At 46.8% G+C, this 18,660-nt stretch carries 15 protein-coding genes; 4 read left to right on the forward strand and 11 right to left on the reverse strand.

Translation table 11 applies throughout. The features are described 5' to 3' along the window. Positions 1–90: 90 nt before the first annotated feature. From ACI49J_RS09470 to ACI49J_RS09490, 5 genes are read right to left on the reverse strand one after another with little or no spacing between them, the layout of a single operon-like run. Complete coding sequence (locus tag ACI49J_RS09470; protein WP_240254366.1) at positions 91–600, reverse strand: hypothetical protein; 510 nt, start codon at positions 598–600, stop codon at positions 91–93. Then, positions 569–1,510 (reverse strand): ABC transporter ATP-binding protein, encoded by a 942-nt coding sequence (locus ACI49J_RS09475; RefSeq protein WP_240254365.1) that lies wholly within the window; start codon positions 1,508–1,510, stop codon positions 569–571. Before ACI49J_RS09475 ends, ACI49J_RS09470 begins: the two co-directional genes overlap by 32 nt. Then, positions 1,507–2,493, reverse strand: coding sequence for an ABC transporter ATP-binding protein (locus tag ACI49J_RS09480; RefSeq protein WP_240254364.1), 987 nt, complete (start codon positions 2,491–2,493; stop codon positions 1,507–1,509). The genes ACI49J_RS09475 and ACI49J_RS09480 overlap by 4 nt, the downstream gene beginning before the upstream one ends. A gap of 1 nt (position 2,494) precedes the next feature. Next, positions 2,495–3,907 carry an ABC transporter permease gene (locus tag ACI49J_RS09485; protein ID WP_240254363.1) on the reverse strand — a complete coding sequence of 471 codons (1,413 nt, stop codon included), beginning with the start codon at positions 3,905–3,907 and terminating at the stop codon, positions 2,495–2,497. Beyond that, positions 3,904–4,908 carry an ABC transporter permease gene (locus ACI49J_RS09490; RefSeq protein WP_404809775.1) on the reverse strand — a complete coding sequence of 335 codons (1,005 nt, stop codon included), beginning with the start codon at positions 4,906–4,908 and terminating at the stop codon, positions 3,904–3,906. Before ACI49J_RS09490 ends, ACI49J_RS09485 begins: the two co-directional genes overlap by 4 nt. A gap of 337 nt (positions 4,909–5,245) precedes the next feature. Here ACI49J_RS09490 and ACI49J_RS09495 point away from each other — a divergent pair, with 337 nt between their 5' ends. Beyond that, positions 5,246–6,406 carry a hypothetical protein gene (locus tag ACI49J_RS09495; protein ID WP_240254359.1) on the forward strand — a complete coding sequence of 387 codons (1,161 nt, stop codon included), beginning with the start codon at positions 5,246–5,248 and terminating at the stop codon, positions 6,404–6,406. Between the two features lie 212 nt (positions 6,407–6,618). Further along, entirely contained in the window at positions 6,619–8,904 is a 2,286-nt protein-coding gene (locus ACI49J_RS09500; protein WP_240254358.1) for an ABC transporter substrate-binding protein, read from the forward strand. 23 nt (positions 8,905–8,927) lie between these two features. Here the strand turns inward: ACI49J_RS09500 and ACI49J_RS09505 are convergent, their stop codons facing one another. After that, complete coding sequence (locus ACI49J_RS09505; RefSeq protein WP_240254357.1) at positions 8,928–10,538, reverse strand: S9 family peptidase; 1,611 nt, start codon at positions 10,536–10,538, stop codon at positions 8,928–8,930. A 248-nt stretch (positions 10,539–10,786) separates the two neighbouring features. On the opposite strand from ACI49J_RS09505, the gene ACI49J_RS09510 reads away from it, so the two are divergent. Then, positions 10,787–12,094: a deoxyribodipyrimidine photo-lyase gene (locus ACI49J_RS09510; protein WP_240254356.1), complete on the forward strand. Its 1,308-nt coding sequence runs from the start codon at positions 10,787–10,789 to the stop codon at positions 12,092–12,094. A gap of 70 nt (positions 12,095–12,164) precedes the next feature. On the opposite strand, the gene ACI49J_RS09515 is transcribed toward ACI49J_RS09510, so the two are convergent. From ACI49J_RS09515 to ACI49J_RS09530, 4 genes are all read right to left on the reverse strand, one after another. Then, complete coding sequence (locus ACI49J_RS09515) at positions 12,165–13,148, reverse strand: alcohol dehydrogenase catalytic domain-containing protein (RefSeq protein WP_240254355.1); 984 nt, start codon at positions 13,146–13,148, stop codon at positions 12,165–12,167. Between the two features lie 323 nt (positions 13,149–13,471). Next, entirely contained in the window at positions 13,472–14,605 is a 1,134-nt protein-coding gene (locus ACI49J_RS09520) for an MFS transporter (protein WP_240254354.1), read from the reverse strand. Beyond that, positions 14,598–15,941 carry an FAD-binding oxidoreductase gene (locus ACI49J_RS09525; protein WP_240254353.1) on the reverse strand — a complete coding sequence of 448 codons (1,344 nt, stop codon included), beginning with the start codon at positions 15,939–15,941 and terminating at the stop codon, positions 14,598–14,600. Before ACI49J_RS09525 ends, ACI49J_RS09520 begins: the two co-directional genes overlap by 8 nt. Positions 15,942–15,980: 39 nt before the next feature. Further along, the gene (locus tag ACI49J_RS09530; protein WP_240254351.1) at positions 15,981–16,841 is read right to left on the reverse strand and encodes a zinc ribbon domain-containing protein; all 861 of its coding nucleotides are present in this window, start codon (positions 16,839–16,841) and stop codon (positions 15,981–15,983) included. A 153-nt stretch (positions 16,842–16,994) separates the two neighbouring features. Here ACI49J_RS09530 and ACI49J_RS09535 point away from each other — a divergent pair, with 153 nt between their 5' ends. Further along, positions 16,995–17,936: an NAD(P)-dependent oxidoreductase gene (locus tag ACI49J_RS09535; RefSeq protein ID WP_240254349.1), complete on the forward strand. Its 942-nt coding sequence runs from the start codon at positions 16,995–16,997 to the stop codon at positions 17,934–17,936. A 15-nt stretch (positions 17,937–17,951) separates the two neighbouring features. On the opposite strand, the gene ACI49J_RS09540 is transcribed toward ACI49J_RS09535, so the two are convergent. Further along, entirely contained in the window at positions 17,952–18,635 is a 684-nt protein-coding gene (locus tag ACI49J_RS09540) for a hypothetical protein (RefSeq protein ID WP_240254348.1), read from the reverse strand. Between the last annotated feature and the right edge of the window lie 25 nt (positions 18,636–18,660).

Here is an 18,660-nt window from a genome sequence, read left to right on the forward strand (position 1 = left end):
AATACGGAAAAATGCTCAAGTTTGTTATGGCATGCAGATTTGCACGTTTAGAATGTGCAACAAATGGATCAAGCCCCTAGTGGTTTAGGCTCATTTCAGTGACCAGCCGTAATCCTTCATCACTACGTCATCCCTGAACGATGTCCAGGTGTAGAATTTCCTTAGCTTCTTCCCTGTCCTTTTCTCTATAGCTAACTGGGCCATCCCCTCTAAAAGGTTAGAGGCAGGCCAAGACATTACGATAGCCATGGTTATAGCTAGCCAAGGAAGCGGAGAAAGGAAGAACGAGAGGACCATAGGCGTAGCTATAAGCAAGAGAACCACAACCAGGCTTCTATTAGCTTCTTTCCTGTTGGTTTTAAATCTAGGCTCAAACCTCAAAACCCCAGTCCTCTGAAGTTCCCGCATTCCCCTAAAGAGCTTCCACTCCTTGAAGAGGAGAACGGAGACGGACAGGGGTAGTATCACTAAGAAAAGCTCGGGACTCGTCTGGATCCCAACGAATCCCCCTGCTATCACGAAGATCGTGGAGAAAATGAGCTCCTTTCTCGTAACCAGGGATCTCTCCTCAGTATAAGAAGCATGCGACGTAGTGGTCACTTGACACACCCGACAATTCTGGTTCTTTTTCCCTGCAGGAGGCCATGGCAAAGGGACATTTCGGATAGTATTTGCATCCTTTCCCGTTATAGGGCTCAGTTTCCTCCTTCACCTTCACGGAGAACAGACTTGTCCTACCAGATGGGTCGGGAATTGGAACCGCTGAGATCAAGGCCTGAGTGTAGGGATGAAGGGGTTTATCTAGAACGGAGTCCGTGGAACCATGTTCTATAACCTTCCCCTGATACATTACGTATATCCTGTCCGCTACATATCCTAGGGTTGAGATATCGTGGGTAATCATCATTATACTTATCCCTCTCTCATCCCTGAGACGCTTAAAAATGTCTAGAACTCCGGCCCTTATGGACATATCCAGCATGGACACCGGTTCGTCGGCGACCATGAAGGAAGGATTAAGGACTAGGGCCCTGGCTATAGCTACCCTTTGTAGTTGTCCACCAGAGAGCTGATTGGGAAGCGATTTCGCATATTCCTCCTCAGGCGTAAGGCCAACGTCTCTCAAGGTATCCAAGACTATCTTCCTCTCCTCCTCTCTATTCTTGGGAATGTTGTGAACCCTAAGACCCTCCGCGACGATGTCGTAAACCTTCAGTCTAATGTCCACCGCCTCATACGGGTTTTGGTAGATGATTTGATTTTGTCTTCTGAACTCCTTCTCCTCTTTACCCTTCAACTTGAACACGTTCTTTCCATTCCAGAGTACTTCTCCCGACTCAGGTTTTTGTAGGTTAAGGATTGTCCTTCCCAGGGTAGTTTTACCGCTTCCAGACTCGCCAACTATCCCCACAATCTCCTTATCCTTGACGCTAACATTTACTCCATCAAGGGCCTTAACTAGGACATCCCTGGACTTGAAGTAGACCCTTAAGTTTCTTCCTTCTATCATTTCTTATTCACCGCGTGGCAGGCCACGTAATGGAATCCCTCAACCCTAGCGAACTCAGGCTCCTTCTCGCTACACACCGGCATGGCTAGGGGACACCTAGGGGCAAACCTGCAACCCTTCGGCGGGTTCTCCAGGTCTGGCGGGAAACCTGGTATGGCCACCAGTTTCTTCTGCTTTCTAACCCTGAGATCTGGGATAGCCTTTATGAGAAGTTGCGTGTAGGGGTGGAGGGGATTGCTAAACACCTTCTCCACATCCCCAAACTCCACGAGCTTTCCTGCATACATTATCGCGATACTGTCGCTCACGTTAGCTAAAAGGGACAGATCGTGGGTTACAAACATCATGCTGAACTTCCTGGATTCCTGAAGAGACTTCATGAGCTCCAGGATCTTAGCCTGAGTGATAACGTCCAAGGCCGTGGTGGCCTCGTCTGACACTATCATGGAGGGATTGAGGAGGAGGGCCATGGCTATAACCACCCTCTGCCTCTGTCCCCCAGAGAGCTCATGTGGAAACATGTCAGCCTTCTCCTGTGGAACACCAACGCTTTCAAGTGTCCTGTATATCCTCTCCATTGCCTCTGCTCTCGACACATCCTCGTGTGCCAGGATGGTCTCAAGCATCTGGTCCTTAACCTTATACACTGGATCCAATACGTCCATAGAGGCCTGCGGTATGTAGGCCATATCCTTCCAGACCACCTCCTTCCTGAAGGTCTTCAAGTCCATCTTTAACAGATCCTGTCCTTTGAACTTGACCTCGCCAGACATCACCCTAGCGTTTCTAGGCATTACCCTGAATATGGTCGTGACCAGGGTTGATTTTCCGCATCCAGATTCCCCTGCTACTCCAAGGACCTTAGATCTATCAAGAAAGAGTGACACGTCATCAACAGCCTTAACGTAACCTGTCTTTGTCGCGTAGTATGTCTTCAGAGAGTTAACTTCAAGGAGAGTATCAGTTGATTCCTCGAAGATCATTTCATTCACCCCTAAGCTTGTAGGGACTAAGGACGTCAAGCATTGCTGTCCCGAAATAGTAGAACGCTGTACTTAACAATATTATCCCAATTCCAGGTGGAAGCACCCACCACCATGCAAACCCATTGGCAAAGGACAAATCATTGGTGGCGAATCCAAGCATGTTTCCCCAGGTCGGGAACTCTGTAATTCCCAGGCCCAGGAAGTCGAGACCCGACTCAGCCAGGATAACGCCTGGCACGTCATATGCCAGTTGAGCAAATAGAATTCCCATCAGGTTGGGAACTATATGTCTGAACAGGATCCTAAACCTTCCCTCGCCCAGAGCCCTAGAAGCTTCCACGAAGGTTCTGCTCCTGAGGCTTAGTGTCTGTCCCCTAATTATCTTAGCAGTCCCAGGCCATGATAACAACGAGATAATGAGCAGGATAAGGACGGCCTTGTTCACGTTAACTATGACCCCAGTGAGATCGAAGATAGAGATCAAAACAATCAAGAGAGGTAAACCCGGTATTAACAGGAAGAAGTCTGTAAGAGCATTCAGGGCCAGATCCGTAAAACCGCCCACGTAGCCCGCTATCAGCCCAATAATGAGTCCTATTCCTATGATAAGAGCTGAGGCTACAAGGGCAAGAAAGAGATCGAACCTAGCTCCATACACGAACTCCGAGAACACGCTGGCACCGTTATTGTCTGTTCCCAACCTACCATAGGCGTAACCAAGAGAGGAGTAATGTGGGTTGGAAACAAGGAAAGTCTCAGGTGAATTTCCTGTATTCTGGAATGATATAACAAGGTAATATACCCCGGGTTTAGGCAGGACAGCCTTGGGAAACTCAAGTGACGCCAAGGGTTGATCTTGGAAGGGAAGGTAGTTCACATAGGGAGAATTGCTTGGGTTTATGGTTTGTGAGGAGAAGGTGACGTAATTGGCCTTCCCGGGAGTGACGCTAACTGCAGGAGGTATTGGTAAAGGTGACAGTTCCATGAAGTAGATATTGTTCATATAAAGATTTACGTTAAAGTCGCTTGTAGATGGCGTAACTAGGGTAAAGGACAGAAGTACGTTGTATGGAGAACTCCAATTCCATCTAATGGCGTAAGTCAGATTAACCTGACCCCCTGCAGGAACCTCCACCTTAACCATAGACGAGTTAATGGGGGTAACTCCCAAGGTCTCAGAGGGAGACAACGTCATTCTAACATCAGGGGGAAGACCATGATATTGAGGGAAGATTGTGGCCCACGAAGGAACAGCGTAGGGGGCCGCAACAAACTGTTGTGAAACTAGATAGGGATTGTTGTATGACGTTAAAACTGGAGCTAAAAGAGCAATAGCAGCAAAGAAGAGGATTACAACTACCGAGAAAATGAAAGTTTTCCTGCTTAGCAGGTCTCTCAATACCTTGTTCATTCATACTTCACCCTGGGGTCAATGAGCGGATAGATTAGATCGAGTGCGAGCAATATTATGACTGCAAATAAGCTAATTATGTAGAAGTCTCCCCCTAGCAAAGGTACGTCGAGGTTCTCTGCACCTCTCACCAAAAGTCTTCCTAGACCCGGTATGTTAAAGATGTCCTCTATGAACACAACTCCAGCAAACAGGAAGGCTAAGTCTATTCCAACCCTTGTAACTACGGGAATTACTGCATTCCTTGTTACGTGCTTGTATAGGATCTTCCTCTCGTCTATTCCTCTTGCCCTCAAGTAATTAACGAAGTTGCTACCCATGAGTTCAACACCATTGTTCCTAAATAGTATATTTCTAACGCCATAACTAATCACTGTAATGAAAAGAATAGGCAAGGTTAGGAACTTTAAAAGATCAGCCCAATACGCGATTCCCACCAGGGAATGACCATTCGAGGATGTGATGGCCTCGGCCAGATTCGTCGGGAATATCCTGAAATAGAACCCAAAGAAGTAGAGAACTATTTCCCCTAACCAAAAGGCTGGTATGAAGTAGGTCATTATTGACGTAAAGCTTACGGCTACATCTCCCACTTTTCCCTGCCTTGATATGGAGTAAAGTCCCAGAACCAATGCCAAGATCGTGCTTAGAATTAGGCTAGGGATAACGAGGAGAGCCGTTACAGGGAATCTGGCCTCGATCAACGAAATCACAGGTTGCTGATAGCTCATGGAGATCCCCAGGTGGAAGGTTAGTAGTGATTTCATGTAAACAAAGAATCTCTCATCTAGCGGAAGATTAAGACCAAACTGGTTATCCAGTGCCTTAACAAGTTCGCTCCTTGGTAGGCCCTTATAGGTCAAGGGTACGTAAAGCTCAGCCGGATTTACACCATAGAGTGTAGGTAATACCTGAAAGATTAGAAAATTAAAGACTATTATTCCAAACAGCAACGCTATCCTTTCAGCTATTCTCTTCGCTAGATATCTAAGAAGAGACATCATTAACCAAGTAAAAATATGTCCCTTCTTTATTAAAAAACTTTATGTTATTACGTTCAAATTACTGTCTGAAATGTTAATCCCCCAGACAGTCTTTTTTAAACAATTCAAATTAGGAGGCACATTATCTTTAATACATGCAAATATGCTCTCATGCGATAAACGATATAGATTCAGATTTCAAATTTCACGTAATTCAAGATTTTTAATAGAATGATACAAGATATAGATCAATTTAATATCTGGATTTTCGTGCAGATTTCTATCAGGATTACACGGACTTGGAAATGCGGATAAAATCTAAATAACTCGGCGTCCTTTTAGTGAAGTAAGCTAAATGAAGCATGAAAAGACGAAAAAAGAGAAGAAAAAATCTGTAAATGTTATATTAGTTGTATTAGCCATACTTGTTATAGTAGCGGGCATTATACTTTTGCAGACAAGAGCTACCTCATTCTCAGTTGAGATCATAAGTGGTGTAAGTGAGGTTAATCAGGTCGTGGAGATCTCTCCCAACGTTATTGCCTTTGTGGGCTCGTCCTCTGCGCACAATTACGTAGAAGGAGTTGCCGGCCTATTTTACGTTCAAAATCACTCTTATGAACTGTTTAACATTAGCCATTATTTTGATAACGGCTCTATCTATGCAATAGGCTACAATGGATCTGCGCTCCTAATTGGTGGAGCTCGTTACGTTCCACAGGAGAACACATCAATACTGGAGCCAACCTTGATACTCATTAATGGGGGTAAGGTCTATAACCTGACAGGTGAAATACCGAGTTTCTATATCCCTGGCCAAATATATTCAATTAGTTGGCAGAAAAACTTCTGGTTGATTGGCGGCTCAGCTCTAGTAATCGAAGGAAGTAGTACCTTTCAGGTACCTTTCCTTCTCAAGTTCTCAAACAACGTTTCAGATCTAACTGCTCTATATCCTTCCTCACTCTACAAACCACTTAGCGTGGGTAGTGGAATTTTTACAATATCCTCAAATGGGTCCTTCTCCTTCATAGGCGGATCTCATCTGTTTAATTACACCGTCACGTTGTTCAATGGAAGCAATTTCACGGATAGTCAGCAGGGATTAGGTGCCGTGATAACGTCCGCGTCAACCCCCTCAGGATGGTTATTTGGTGGTTTCAATTACTCCCTTAACAACACTCACGTAACTCTCACCATGCTCGGTCTCCTAAATGGGTCACGGGCTGATTTCATTCCATTAAAGTATGAGGTGGGTCTCGTTAACTCTGTGGGTTACGGGGATGGGAGATACATAGTTTCCCTAAGAATTCCTGTAATAAACAATTTCACCGGTACAGCCTCAGAGGAGGGGATAATACTATCAGGTTCGTCTCTATACACACTATCACCAGTCTTCTCCAAGCTAAACACTAGCATTAATTCAGTAATAGGAATTCCTGGTTATCTTTTGGGTGGAGGTTATATTTCGTCATCTCAGGGAAGGGAAGGAATAATTATTTTGGTTAAAGCATGACAATTCAAATAAAATGAAGAGAACATATCCTGAATATTAAGGCCAAGTTTAACTCGAATTGATAATTCATTTAAAATAATAATCTACGTAGATATCCTTAGAACAGCAACAGAATCTTTTAATTCTATTAAAAGAACTTCACTAAGCTATTCGACCACTATGAAAAAGTTTAAATTGATTGAGCATGTTCACTTTAAATGAGTGATATGAGTATGAGCCGATTGTTTATTCTTGCAAGCCTAATCCTAGTATTTTCAATGATTATGGCCATACCAATGGAGGTTTCAAGCTTCGCCATAGCGAACTTCAATACGCCTATACTTACACCCTCGCAGGCCATCTATAACGAACCATGGGTCGGAACAATAGAATACACTTACGCCTATACAACACACACCGACGAGTTTAATGCTCTCCTGGACGGTAAGGTCGACTTCATCACGCTTACCCACGTCTCAGAGATTAACGAGTTGAAGACAGCACCCTATAATCAGACTGCATTTTTGGCCATTGCTCCTCAGGAAAGCTTTGGACAGGTCGTCTTCGCCTTCGGAAATAACCTGACATCAAACATTTACTTCAGGTATGCCATAAGCTCCCTCATAAACCCAGAGAACGTAACGTCGTACGTCTTGGATAATGGGATATTCGGCGTTGATGTCCCCTACTTCGTTAACCCGACTCTAGCAGTGTATAAACAGTGGTTCAACCCACAGGTCGAGTCCTATTATCAACAGTATGAGTCCTATAACCTCACTAGGGCTGTGATGTACCTCGGGATGGTGCCCGGGATAACCCATAAGAATGGGCAATGGTATTATAACAATCAACCCCTTAGATTAACCTTCTACTACACCTTCCCACCAAACATTCTCAAGAGATTTGCTTCTCTGCTAGCCGATTCTGCGGCTGCAATTAACCTGTCAATAACTCCCGTGTCAGAGACCTTCGGTACACTAATTACGCAGGCCACCACTCCACCCTTCAACGACTTCAATCTGACCACCTTCGGATGGATTAGCCTAGGTCCGTTCCCCAACTCCTGGATGAACGGGATTTACACGTCACCAGGTAACGTTGGCGGATTCTCGAACTCTACCGTGGATCAGGTCCTACAAAACGCGCTAAATGCCCCCACCCTGTCACAGGAGATAAATTACACCAAGCAAGCTGAATACCTCCTTCAGCAGCAGCTTCCCTACGTGATCTACACCTGGAGTAACGGCATCCAGGCAGTGTACTTGCCAGGATGGGCCGACTACATCTACCTATCCAGCGGAACTCCCACTTACGCAATAAACATAATGGACGTTCACCCCACGAATCAGGCGCTCAATGGAACCTTCATCTTCTCATCCATATCTAGCGACCTACCTAGGCACATAAACATATACGCTAGTGTGTCGCTTTACGCCTTTAATACCCTAGATGACATGTATGACTCTCTGGGCATCTCGCCATTTAATAACCCAACTCAGGTACTTCCATGGGTCGCCTCGTCCTGGACGGTCCAGAAACCAGTTAACTTAACTCTTCCCAATGGTGAAAAGATAGTAAACGGTCAGGTAATTACGGTCAACCTAGTCCATAACGACACTTGGATAGACGGAGTTCCACTCACAGCCTACGACGTTAACTTTACGGTATGGTATTACGATCTTCCTGGAATGATGGGAACTAACACCTTTGACGGGGTGACACTGAACTACACCTACCTGGCAAGCGAGGGCTTCATTAACACTGACCTCTTTGGCACAATTCCGTCACTAGTGTGGACCAATGTCACTAACCCCTACCAGATAGTCTTCTACCTCAACTCTTCCTCATACGTTAACGAGTATCTAGTCCTCACTGAGTACCCAATAATGCCAGCTCACGCCATAGGTCCAGTTAACGTAGTAACGCTATACCACTCGACGCTAGCCCCAGAGATATCCTCAGGGCCCTACATGTTCTCGTCCTTCAACAGCGAGGCAAAGACAGTGACAGTGACCTATAACCCATACTACTTCAGGATCAATCCGCTCATCTTCCTGCAGAACGTGACCGCTGGAACCCCCGTAAACTTCACGGCGAACTTCGAGTACTACACCTGGGACAACTCGACCTCCTCCCTTGTGGCTAACCCTGTCAATGGAACGGCCTACGTGTGGCTCAAGTACCTCAACGTGTCCGGTGAGAGCTACGGTAACGCGACTGCCCCAGTCCAGATGAAAATGGTCTCACCCGGAAACTACGTGGGGACAATAAACACGACCGGGCTTAAACCAGGAATTTACGAGATCGTGAGCAAGGTAACATGGGATAACGGAGCGAGGGAGCTATTCAGGTATGGTTCACTCAATGTTAGCGCACCGCATGTGGTTACGCCTCCGCCTACAACGACTCCACCTCCTACTACCACGACATCCTCTACGACAACTATAGCAATTGTTGCCGGAGTGATAGTGGTTATAGTAATAGTTGCTGTTGTTGTGGCAGTGGTCAGGAGAAGGTAAACCCTTAAAGTGAACTTCTTTTTCTATTTACAATTTTTATCTAGAAATTCCACTACCCTTATTATGGAATCCACCAGGTTTTCCCTCTTAACGAATCCATGACCCTCGTTCTCGTAGATCTTGTACTCCACGGTTCTTCCCATCTCCTTCATCTTCTCCACTACCTGTAGCGTCTCCTCAGCAGGACATCTGGGATCGTTTTCCCCAGCTAGAAGGAGGAGTGGTGCCCTAACCCTGTCCAGGAAATACACGGGGGACCTATCCCTGAGTAGTTCCTCGTCATTACCTATCTTTACCTCGTCGTACTGCCTGAGTACCTCTCTTTCCATCTTCTTTTCCGTGAACCAGTTAACGAATGGAACCACAGCAGCTGCGGCGCACCATTTCTCAGGGTACTTGGTTACTGCCATCATGGTTAGGTATCCTCCATAACTCGCCCCTGTCACCGCAACCTTGGAAACCTTCAAGAGGCTAGCTGACTCCACCACATCCACTAGGTCGCCTCCACCAAGGTCCCTGTCATTGAGGTGATTGAACCTCCTTCCCCTACCGGTCGAGCCCCTATAGTTTGGGCATATGACCTTGAATCCCTGGTCCACCAACATCTGAATCTCAGCTGAGTAGTTACTTAGGCACTCGTAATCTGGACCTCCGTGGATGTAGACTACTCCACGTTTCTCCCCGCCCCTTTGGTAGAGGAGCCCATCAATCTCCTCTCCTAGGGAGACGTGCTTGACGAGAGTGGGTTTCACGAATTCTCCCTTAACCTCCCTCATCGAGTCCGTTAACCTTTCAGTCACGGTGGAATGCCTGTAAAGATCGTATGCCCTGTCGTATGACGAGTGAAGGAAGAAGAGGTCTCTATCGACCTTCACGTCAGTTACTACCCCCTGGTTAGTTAGGGGCTTTCCGTCCACCATGAGCAGAATATGACCTCGCACGTCCACAGTGTACACCAACCTGTCCCTCCACATCAGAGCCTCGAACTTGTCCTCCTTGCTCGTGACTAACCAAGAAACTGTGTGATCCCTTAACGAGAGTTTCCCGACATCAAGGAAGCCGTTGTGATTGCTAAGAAAGAGAAGCGAATCCCCTGTGAAGCATTGAGACGAACTTGGATACTGCTCTGAGTTAGGATATGACACGACTACCTCTTCCCCTGTCTTGCTATCAAGAAGGTAAAGGTCATTATCGTAGATTCCTGAGGAGTAGGCTACCCATCTTCCCCCAGGGGAGACACAAACGTCAGATACTGGAAGGTTACCCTTGCTTACCTTCGTGATCTGTCCTCCGTCATATAGGTAGAGGTGAATCGTTTCCCTATCCCTGTTGGAAAGGAAGTAGAATTTGTCCTCCTTGAGGAAGACAGGTTCCATGTTGTCAAATCCGTCGGAAAGTAAGGGATGTGGAGCTTCATCCACCAGGTAAATGGACCTAACCTCTGCCCCACCTTGATCGGCGACCACAGCCAGCCTAGATCCCACCCAGTGAACGGTCTCTGGCTCCTCTATCTGCACCTCTCCCACTCCGAGAATTTCAACCTTAGGAGAGTCCTTCAGGATCACGTATGCGACTCGCCCATCCTTAACATCGAAGTCTTGAACGGGCGTGTAGTTAAGGTAAGATAGATTCATGTTAAAAAGTGGGATTGCCAGTAAATATTTCCTGTTTCGGCCGTGTCTAGCGGAGCACGCTTAACATGTCCAGAAATAAAGACTTCCGGGCTCCCCATATCTAGGCGACAACTGAACTGTCTAAAAGCTCTCTGCAGGAACTTTTCCTCTGGGCGAACCTTAACGTTGCGCAACTTTTACCCATTGATCGACCACAATGAGTTAGATACGCTAACGCTAGCTTTTAAACAAACTCTAGATCTAGTCGTATGCCCTGTGCCTTTGTGTTCAGGAGAGACCTTAGGCTAGATGACAACACTTGCCTTCTGAGAGCGCTTCAGGAATGTGATGAAGTGGTTCCAGTATTCGTGTTGGATCCCAGGCAACTGGGCGATAATCCATACAAGTCCGCCTTTGCCTTAGGCTTCATGGTTGATTCCCTCCTGGATCTTGACATGCAGTTGAAGCATCGTAGTTCAAGGCTCCACATTCTGCAGGGATATCCTGAGAAGGTGTTACCAGAGCTCAAGGTTGAGGCAATATACTTCAACGAAGATTATACTCCCTTCAGCCTAAGAAGGGATAACGCAATAAGGGAGGCCATGCATGGAAGGGTTAAGTCGTGCGAGGACCTTCTCCTGACCCCAAAGGACTTCTTCGTAAGAAAGGGAAAACCCTACACAGTTTTCACGCACTTCTACAACGATACGAGGAAGCTCGAGGTGAGGAAACCCATGAAGAACGACATGAGGAATTACCTCACTCTCGATCTCCCCGGAACTGAGGTTCTGAAGCTAGAGGTTGAGAGGGGTATTTCAGGCGGGAGACAGGAGGGGCTCAAGAGGCTGGAAAGGGCCAGAAACCTGGACTACTCCATGCGTAACTTTCCAGGAGTTGAAGGTACTACGAGGCTCTCGCCATATATCAAGTTTGGGGTTGTCTCACCGAGGGAGGTGTACTGGGCGGTCAACGAGGAGATAAGGAGGCAACTGTACTGGAGGGACTTCTACACACTTCTGGCCTACTATAATCCCCACGTGTTCGGTCATTCGTACAAGAGGGAGTACGACTGTATACCCTGGAAGTGGAACGAGGCTCATCTTGAGGCATGGAAGCAGGGTAAGACGGGTTATCCCATAGTTGACGCGGGGATGAGGGAACTTAACGAGACTGGATTCATGCATAACAGAACCAGGATGATAACGGCCTCATTTCTCGTGAAGGTATTGCATGTGGATTGGAGGATAGGGGAGAGATACTTCGCTACAAAACTGGTGGACTACGACTCATCAGTAAATAACGGAAATTGGCAGTGGGTCGCCTCAACTGGTGCGGATTACATGTTTAGGGTATTCAATCCTTGGTTGCAACAGAGAAAGTTTGACCCAGATGCGGTGTACATAAAGACGTGGGTACCAGAACTGAAGGATCTTCCAGCCGAGAAGATTCACGAGATTTACAGGTTCAAGGTTTCAGGCTATCCCTCCCCCATAGTGGATTATAGTGAGGAAGTCAAGAAAGCTAGGAAGATGTACGAAGACTCGGTGGCGTTGTGCAGTAAGAAGGGTCTCTTTTAGGTGGATCATAGTAGACTAAGGCGAAGTAGGAGTCATGGACGATTGATCCAGACTCAGGACTCCCCACCAGCTAAATCCTTATGAAGATCCTCCCGTCCCTGTTTCCCTGCTTAAACTCCTTGAAGGCTTCCCTCGCTTCATCAAGAGTGTAATACCTGTGTACCTTAACCTTGAGGTCCCTCGCCACTTTCAGCAACTCCAGGAACTCTCCCATGTTTCCCCTGTTCGTGCCCACTATGGACACGTGCTTGGCGTAAAGCTTGTTTACGTCAAGGGACACCTTCCCGCCGGTGAGTCCTCCATATGTGATTATCTTTCCATGATTTCCCACAAGTTTTAGCCCCAAGTCCCAGTACTTCTCTCCCAGGGAGTTCACCACCACTGAGGCCATTCTACCGTCAGTGAGCCTCTTCACCTCCTCCTCGGCGCTTGGATAATCCACTACTTCGTCCGCGTACTCTTTAACCCACTCCCTTGACGTCACTGCAATAACCCTCGCTCCCATCCTCTTTGCCAGCTGAACCGCGAAAATCCCCGTATTTCCTGAAGCGCCCAAAACCACGACAGTGTCATCCACCCCAACTCCCACAGTTCTAAGGGCATGATAGGGTGTGAGAATGGCTATTGGAAGGCTCGAGAGTACCTCCTCGGACAGATCCGACTTCATAACGTTCCTTCCTGGTATCACTATCTCCTCAGCGTAACCTCCTTGACTTTCCACACCAACTCTTTTACCGTTAACACAGTAAGTCTGGTCTCCCCTCATACAGGAGGAACAGGTACCGTCAAATAGCCTCGTGTAAACTGCGACCCTGTCTCCCACGGAGACGTGAGTCACCTTTTCCCCAACCTCCTCAACAACTCCGTAGAACTCGGAGCCTGGTATGTGGGGTAGAGGGGAGACGGGGAGAGACTCTATGGCCATGAGATCAACGGGATTTATCGATGCTAGTTTCACCCTCAGCCTTACCTCGTCATCTCTGACAGGTGAGGAAGGGAAATCTCTTACCTCTAGGAAGTCTATTCCTCTCTTCTCGAAGACTAGGGCCCTCACGGGTTTAGTACAAGGCCTAACTTAAAAAAGTCATACCTCATCATCTGGAGATTTTCCATCAACGAGAACTACCCAATGTAAGGAGAGAGAATTATGACAAGGTTTAATTACATCCTTTTAGCAACTAGCTTGTGTCATTACTACTCAAAATGAACAGAGCGACCTCTAAGGTACTCGTATCTCTTCTTCTCCTTTCCATGAGGCTTCTATCGCTCCATCAGCTTATGTTTTTGGTCATTCCCTTCTTGTTTGAGGTAGAGTCCGGCTCCTTCGTTTTGACAAATTTGGCCCTTATACCTGTTGCTCTCTTCTTGTTGCTTATCTCAGCCATTGTTTACCTTGTCAGGAGAATTAGAGGGATTAACTCTGGGTGGTAGGTTAGATTCCCTAAACATGAAGTAGAACAGACCTGTAGAAACGCTGTAGAGAGTACCTGTGAACACGAAGGGTACCCACAAAACCCCTAAGGAAAGAAAATATCCTCCAAGGGTTGGTCCCACCGAGCGAGGTATAGAGTCCATAAGCTGAATCAAGGTCTGTGCTCTTCCCCTCTCCTCCCTAGGAACCAGTTGTAGAACTAGACTTGAAAACAGGGGCGAGGTCATGTTCATGGACACATTCCTCATGACGTAGAGTGCTGAGGCTATGAGGAAGGTAGGTGAAAAGGGAATGAGAAAGAGGAGAATAATGGCGATTACGTGAGTATAAACTATAGCCTTCACCTTTCCAAATTTCTCTCCAAGCCTAGGAGCGATTAAGGTTCCAAGGGACAGCGACACCTGAGAGGCTATAAACACGGGCGTTAATAGAAGCCTTGACACCTTGAAAGCAAGGGAGAACCAGAGTGATATCAGGGGCAGGAGGGCACCCGCACCTAAACCTATGAGCGAGTCCACGGCAAATTTACCAACCACTCCTGCAGATTTTAGTCCGAACGACATTTCCCTTTTCTCGTAGTTTTCCCTTACTGATAATACTAGAACCAAGGATATCAACAACGTAACTATCTCAAGAGCATATAGGACCCTGAACTGGAGTAATCCTCCCAAGATATTTCCCAAAACCACGAATATCTGAGATATTGAAGTCTGAAGACTGAGGGACCTCTCCAAGTTCTTACTCTTGTCGGCAAGAAAGGAAGTGGTTAGGCTTCCTCCGAACTGATTTACGATGAGGTAACCAAAGGGGATCCTCAGAATCCCAAATGCAAAAATTCCTAGAATAGAGAGAACCCTGTTCATCAAGATAAACCTCTTTCTCCCATACGCGTCAGCCAATATTGATACCAGGACAGACACTCCAGACCCTGTGATTATCCCGACACCTAGGATAGTACCTATGAACAGCGGATCGTAACCTAGACTCCTCAGGTAAAGTGAGGTAGCGAGGGAGTTGGCACCCCATAGAACCCCAAGGGAGGAAGTGGATAGAATTAGGAATAGTTCGTCCCTATTCATTTCGCTCCTGCTTCATTGTGTTATAGGCGAGTTCTACGTATTTCCCAGGATTCATTATCCCCCGTGGATCCACAAGATCCTTAATTCCTTTCATTATCTCAAGTACCTTCATTCCCCCGTGCCTCTTAACCTGAATACCCATCAACTTTGCCTTCTGGACCCCAATCCCATGCTCGCCCGAAACTGATCCACCTAGCTCCACGGCTATCATTCCGACTTCGTCAAAGAGCTCATCCGCAATTTCCTTGTCCTTTAGGAGTATATTGGGATGCAAATTACCGTCGCCTATGTGGGCTATCACTGGCATCTTTACCTGATACTTTCTCTCCAGCTCCTTGAGTCTCTTAACAGCCTCCATCAGCCTAGAGACTGGAACCACTATATCCTCCACGTACATCTCCTTTGCCATAGCCTTGAGTGCGATGGCGGATTGTGCCCTCAAGGAGTACAGTCTCTCCCATTCCTCGTCGTTAAGGATTGATACGTCCCCGTGCCACTTTCCTAGAATCTCCTTCATCTTCTCAAGGTCGTGCTCCTCCACCCTAAGCATCAATAGGCCTCCCTTGGACTCCCTCAACCCAGCATTTAGCTGGGTGTTTAGTGCCATGATAACCTCACTGTCAATGTATTCAGCTATCTCTGGGAGGATCCCAGACTTTCTCATTTCCTGAATCACACCCGCAGTTGAATCGAGGTCGGGCATGAAAGACACGATGGGGATCATCTTTTCCTTGGGAAGGGGAATGATCCTGAACCAGATCTCTGTTATCACACCAAGGGTCCCCTCACTCCCTGTGAAGAGGTGAACAAGATCGTAACCTGCCCTATTCTTCCTAAATGGTTCACCTACCTGTACTACCTCTCCAGTGGGTAGAACTACCCTCAGCGACAGGACCCAGTCTCTGAAAGTACCATACTTTACTCCCCTCATCCCTCCCGAGGAATTGGCAACCGCTCCTCCCACGGAACATAGGAAGAATGAGGCAGGATCGGGCGGGAGAAAGAATCCCTTCTCCATTAACTTCTTGTTGAGAAATTCGAGGTTTACCCCTGGCTGAGTCCTCACGTACCAGTCTACGTCATTTATCTCCAGGATATTGGACATGTGCTTCATGTCCAGGAGAATACATCCTTCACAAGACACTGCGCCAGTTAGACTAGTCCCTGCTCCCCATGGAACAATTGGTATTCGATTCTCGTAGGCGTAACGAACAACCTTCACGACCTCCTCCTCATTTCTTGGATATACCACAACGCTTGGGTTAACCTTGAAATTGACGAAATCCTCCCTGGTTTCCATCGAAGTTTCAAGTCCCATGTCCTTTAGGCTTTGCATAACAAGAATTGGACATGACGTTAATAATCTTCTCTTACCTTACTTGAGCTTGGTTCCGCACGAGGAACAGAACTTGGCGCTGGGAGGGTTTGGGGATCCGCATTGGGGACACTTTACCTGTTGAAGAGAAGCTCCACAGTTGGGACAGTACTTAGCCGAGGAAGGGACAGGTTCTCCACAACTCCAGCACTTCTGTGACGTTTGGGGTTGAGGTGTTTGGTTGATACTAGAGGGAGGCTGAGCTATTTGACCTGTACTCGAAGTGGGTTGTGTGGGAGGTTGTGGCGGTCTACTCATTGGAGGCTGTCCCTGGGGAGAATAAGGCGATCCTGGTTGACCTTGATAGGCCGGCGGAGCCTGCATGACCAACATGGTTATCATGTTAAATAGCTGTTCCTCCTGAGAGTACTGTTTATACATTTCATACGCATCTAGTCCACCACCAGCCACGGTTAAAAGACCGCTATGCAACACGTCGTCAGCTATGAAAGCTGTTGCGCCTGCAGTTATTAGGTCCTGCATTAAGTTAGCCATCCCAGTCTCGACTATCACCATTCCCTGCCCTTGACACAACCTGATCGTGTAGGCCTTGTTACTATCGGTCAGGTATCCAAGCAGGGACTTATGTTGTGCCTGAATTATAGCTAAGTTATAACCTATCATCGGAAAAGTTTGAAAGCCCTGCCCCATGAGAAACATTACTACCTCCTGTACCACGTATTGAAGATTGATCGGGTACTGGGTCGGAATTATCTGCTGTTTTCCGCCAAGACCAGTAGACTGCTCACACGCCATGATCGCAGTGAAGTTGGATCCCTGATTTGGACCGTAGGGGCCATAGGGGCCCCCAGGGTAACCTGGAGCTGGACCGTAAGGTTGGCCATAATATGGATATCCCATCTTGTTTTTCAGTTAAGACAACTGTATAAAAGTATATCCTTTTATGAACTGAGATAACTTTAGAGTATATTGTTAAAATTTGGGTAACTGCCTAGTCCAAAGATTATCTAACACCTACTAAATCATTTTAAATTTTAGATCCCTTGATTCCTCATGAAGTATCTTTTAGCGGGCTTAGGTTTCATCTCGACCCACGTAGCGTTGCATCTGAGTGAAGTGGGCGAGGACGTTACGGTGACGTACAAGTCCTTGAATCCCGTAAAGGAAGAGTACATCTCTCTGCTCAAGGGGAAGGTCAAGGTGGTAAATGTTGATCCACTCTCAGAGGAGATGACAAAGTTGATTTCTCAACATGACATCGTCGCCAACTTCATAGGAGAAATTTCGGGTGGAGAGGATAAACTGAGATTGGCCAACGTGGAGATTCCCAGCAGGTTAGCGAGGGATGCCTTTGATCAGAATAAAACATTCATCCACTTGAGCGGGGCGACCTCCACAGGAGAGACTGGGGTAAACGTGAAGGAGGAGGCAGAGCACTGCAAGGATTCTAAGGCGTCAACGCCCTTTGAGGAGTCCAAGTGTGAAGGTGAGAAAGAGATCATGAGGTTAGCACTAGAGAAAGACGGCAATCTCGCCATATTAAGGCCCACCCTGGTGTACGGAAGATATGCAGCTCACGTTCAATTCGTTACCATGTATAAGCTGGTCAAGGCTAGAGTTGTTCCTGAGCTGGGTTTAAGGATGGCCACTGTAAATGCCTGGACTCTTGCCAAAGCGGTTCACACGCTTGGAAGGGTTTCTCCTAAGAGTGTTTACCTTTACGCCAGTGAGTGCGGAAGCGTAGCAGTTTCTAGGTTCTTTGAACTCATGAGTGAAGAGGTGGGTAAAGGTATAAGGCTACCCATTCCCACATGGCTAGCCAAGGCTGTTCTACCCAAGGATATTAGAAACCTGCTAAGATACTCTGGTACCACATATGACTGCTCAGCATTCAAAGAGGTTGTAGGAGACATGAAATTTGACGAGGAAGAGATTAGATCCAACGCAAGGTTCTTAAAGTATCTTGAAGAAAAGGGTAAACTAATCCCCACTTGATTGTGCAAGGCCTAGTCAGTATTTCCTTACCATTAACGTTGCCAACAGCTCTGTGTAGGGTATTACGAATAGATTAAGAATGGGGACTAGTGAGAGGATCGCTCCAAGGAGTAGAATAAGAGAGGAGACTCCGTCTTTCGAGAAAGCCGAGGAATACCAATTGAGGGATTGCTCAAGGCTGGGCCTTATACCTGACACTATTCCCGAGCTCACCACGTAAACTAACACTAGGAATAGACCTTCTATAAGGAATGCTCCAGGAATCCTTAACGCTGACAGAACCCCAAAGATCAACCCAGTTAATAACGCAGTTGGCAGGAACTTTTCCCACGTGTTCTGTGTACTCTGCCAGGCTAGTCCTATGTCTGGTAAGTTTCCATTGACGACGCTTCCGGCCTCATAGGCCTCAATCAATATGAGGAAGGAGATGATTATCCCCGAGATAAATCCTATTACAAAGCCTATTGCGTCTACTATCCCTATGGAAAGACCAGTTAAAGCTAGGGCAGCTCCAATGGCACCCACTACGAACCCTACTATTAGAGAAATTATTAGGGCGATAATTGCAGGTATTATCATACCAAGATTTTTTACAAAAAAGTCGAACGCTTGTAGGTAAAGGGGTCTGTAATTATAGGTTGGCCATCCACCATAACCCCTGAACCAGCCACGTAATCCCGATTTCAGGAAATCTCTCATAGACCATTGTCTCTTGGTTTTTAAA

It is taken from the genome of Metallosphaera sp. D4-4 (genome assembly GCF_046245145.1).
Classification (GTDB): Archaea; Thermoproteota; Thermoprotei_A; order Sulfolobales; family Sulfolobaceae; genus Metallosphaera; species Metallosphaera sedula.

Coding starts and splice junctions, on each gene's coding strand:
- ACI49J_RS09475 (WP_240254365.1), bottom strand. CDS start 1,510: ATGATAGAAGGAAGAAACTTAAGGGTCTACTTCAAGTCCAGGGATGTC.
- ACI49J_RS09480 (WP_240254364.1), bottom strand. CDS start 2,493: ATGATCTTCGAGGAATCAACTGATACTCTCCTTGAAGTTAACTCTCTG.
- ACI49J_RS09485 (WP_240254363.1), bottom strand. CDS start 3,907: ATGAACAAGGTATTGAGAGACCTGCTAAGCAGGAAAACTTTCATTTTC.
- ACI49J_RS09490 (WP_404809775.1), bottom strand. CDS start 4,908: ATGTCTCTTCTTAGATATCTAGCGAAGAGAATAGCTGAAAGGATAGCG.
- ACI49J_RS09495 (WP_240254359.1), top strand. CDS start 5,246: ATGAAGCATGAAAAGACGAAAAAAGAGAAGAAAAAATCTGTAAATGTT.
- ACI49J_RS09500 (WP_240254358.1), top strand. CDS start 6,619: ATGAGCCGATTGTTTATTCTTGCAAGCCTAATCCTAGTATTTTCAATG.
- ACI49J_RS09505 (WP_240254357.1), bottom strand. CDS start 10,538: ATGAATCTATCTTACCTTAACTACACGCCCGTTCAAGACTTCGATGTT.
- ACI49J_RS09510 (WP_240254356.1), top strand. CDS start 10,787: ATGCCCTGTGCCTTTGTGTTCAGGAGAGACCTTAGGCTAGATGACAAC.
- ACI49J_RS09520 (WP_240254354.1), bottom strand. CDS start 14,605: ATGAATAGGGACGAACTATTCCTAATTCTATCCACTTCCTCCCTTGGG.
- ACI49J_RS09525 (WP_240254353.1), bottom strand. CDS start 15,941: ATGCAAAGCCTAAAGGACATGGGACTTGAAACTTCGATGGAAACCAGG.
- ACI49J_RS09530 (WP_240254351.1), bottom strand. CDS start 16,841: ATGGGATATCCATATTATGGCCAACCTTACGGTCCAGCTCCAGGTTAC.
- ACI49J_RS09535 (WP_240254349.1), top strand. CDS start 16,995: ATGAAGTATCTTTTAGCGGGCTTAGGTTTCATCTCGACCCACGTAGCG.
- ACI49J_RS09540 (WP_240254348.1), bottom strand. CDS start 18,635: ATGAGAGATTTCCTGAAATCGGGATTACGTGGCTGGTTCAGGGGTTAT.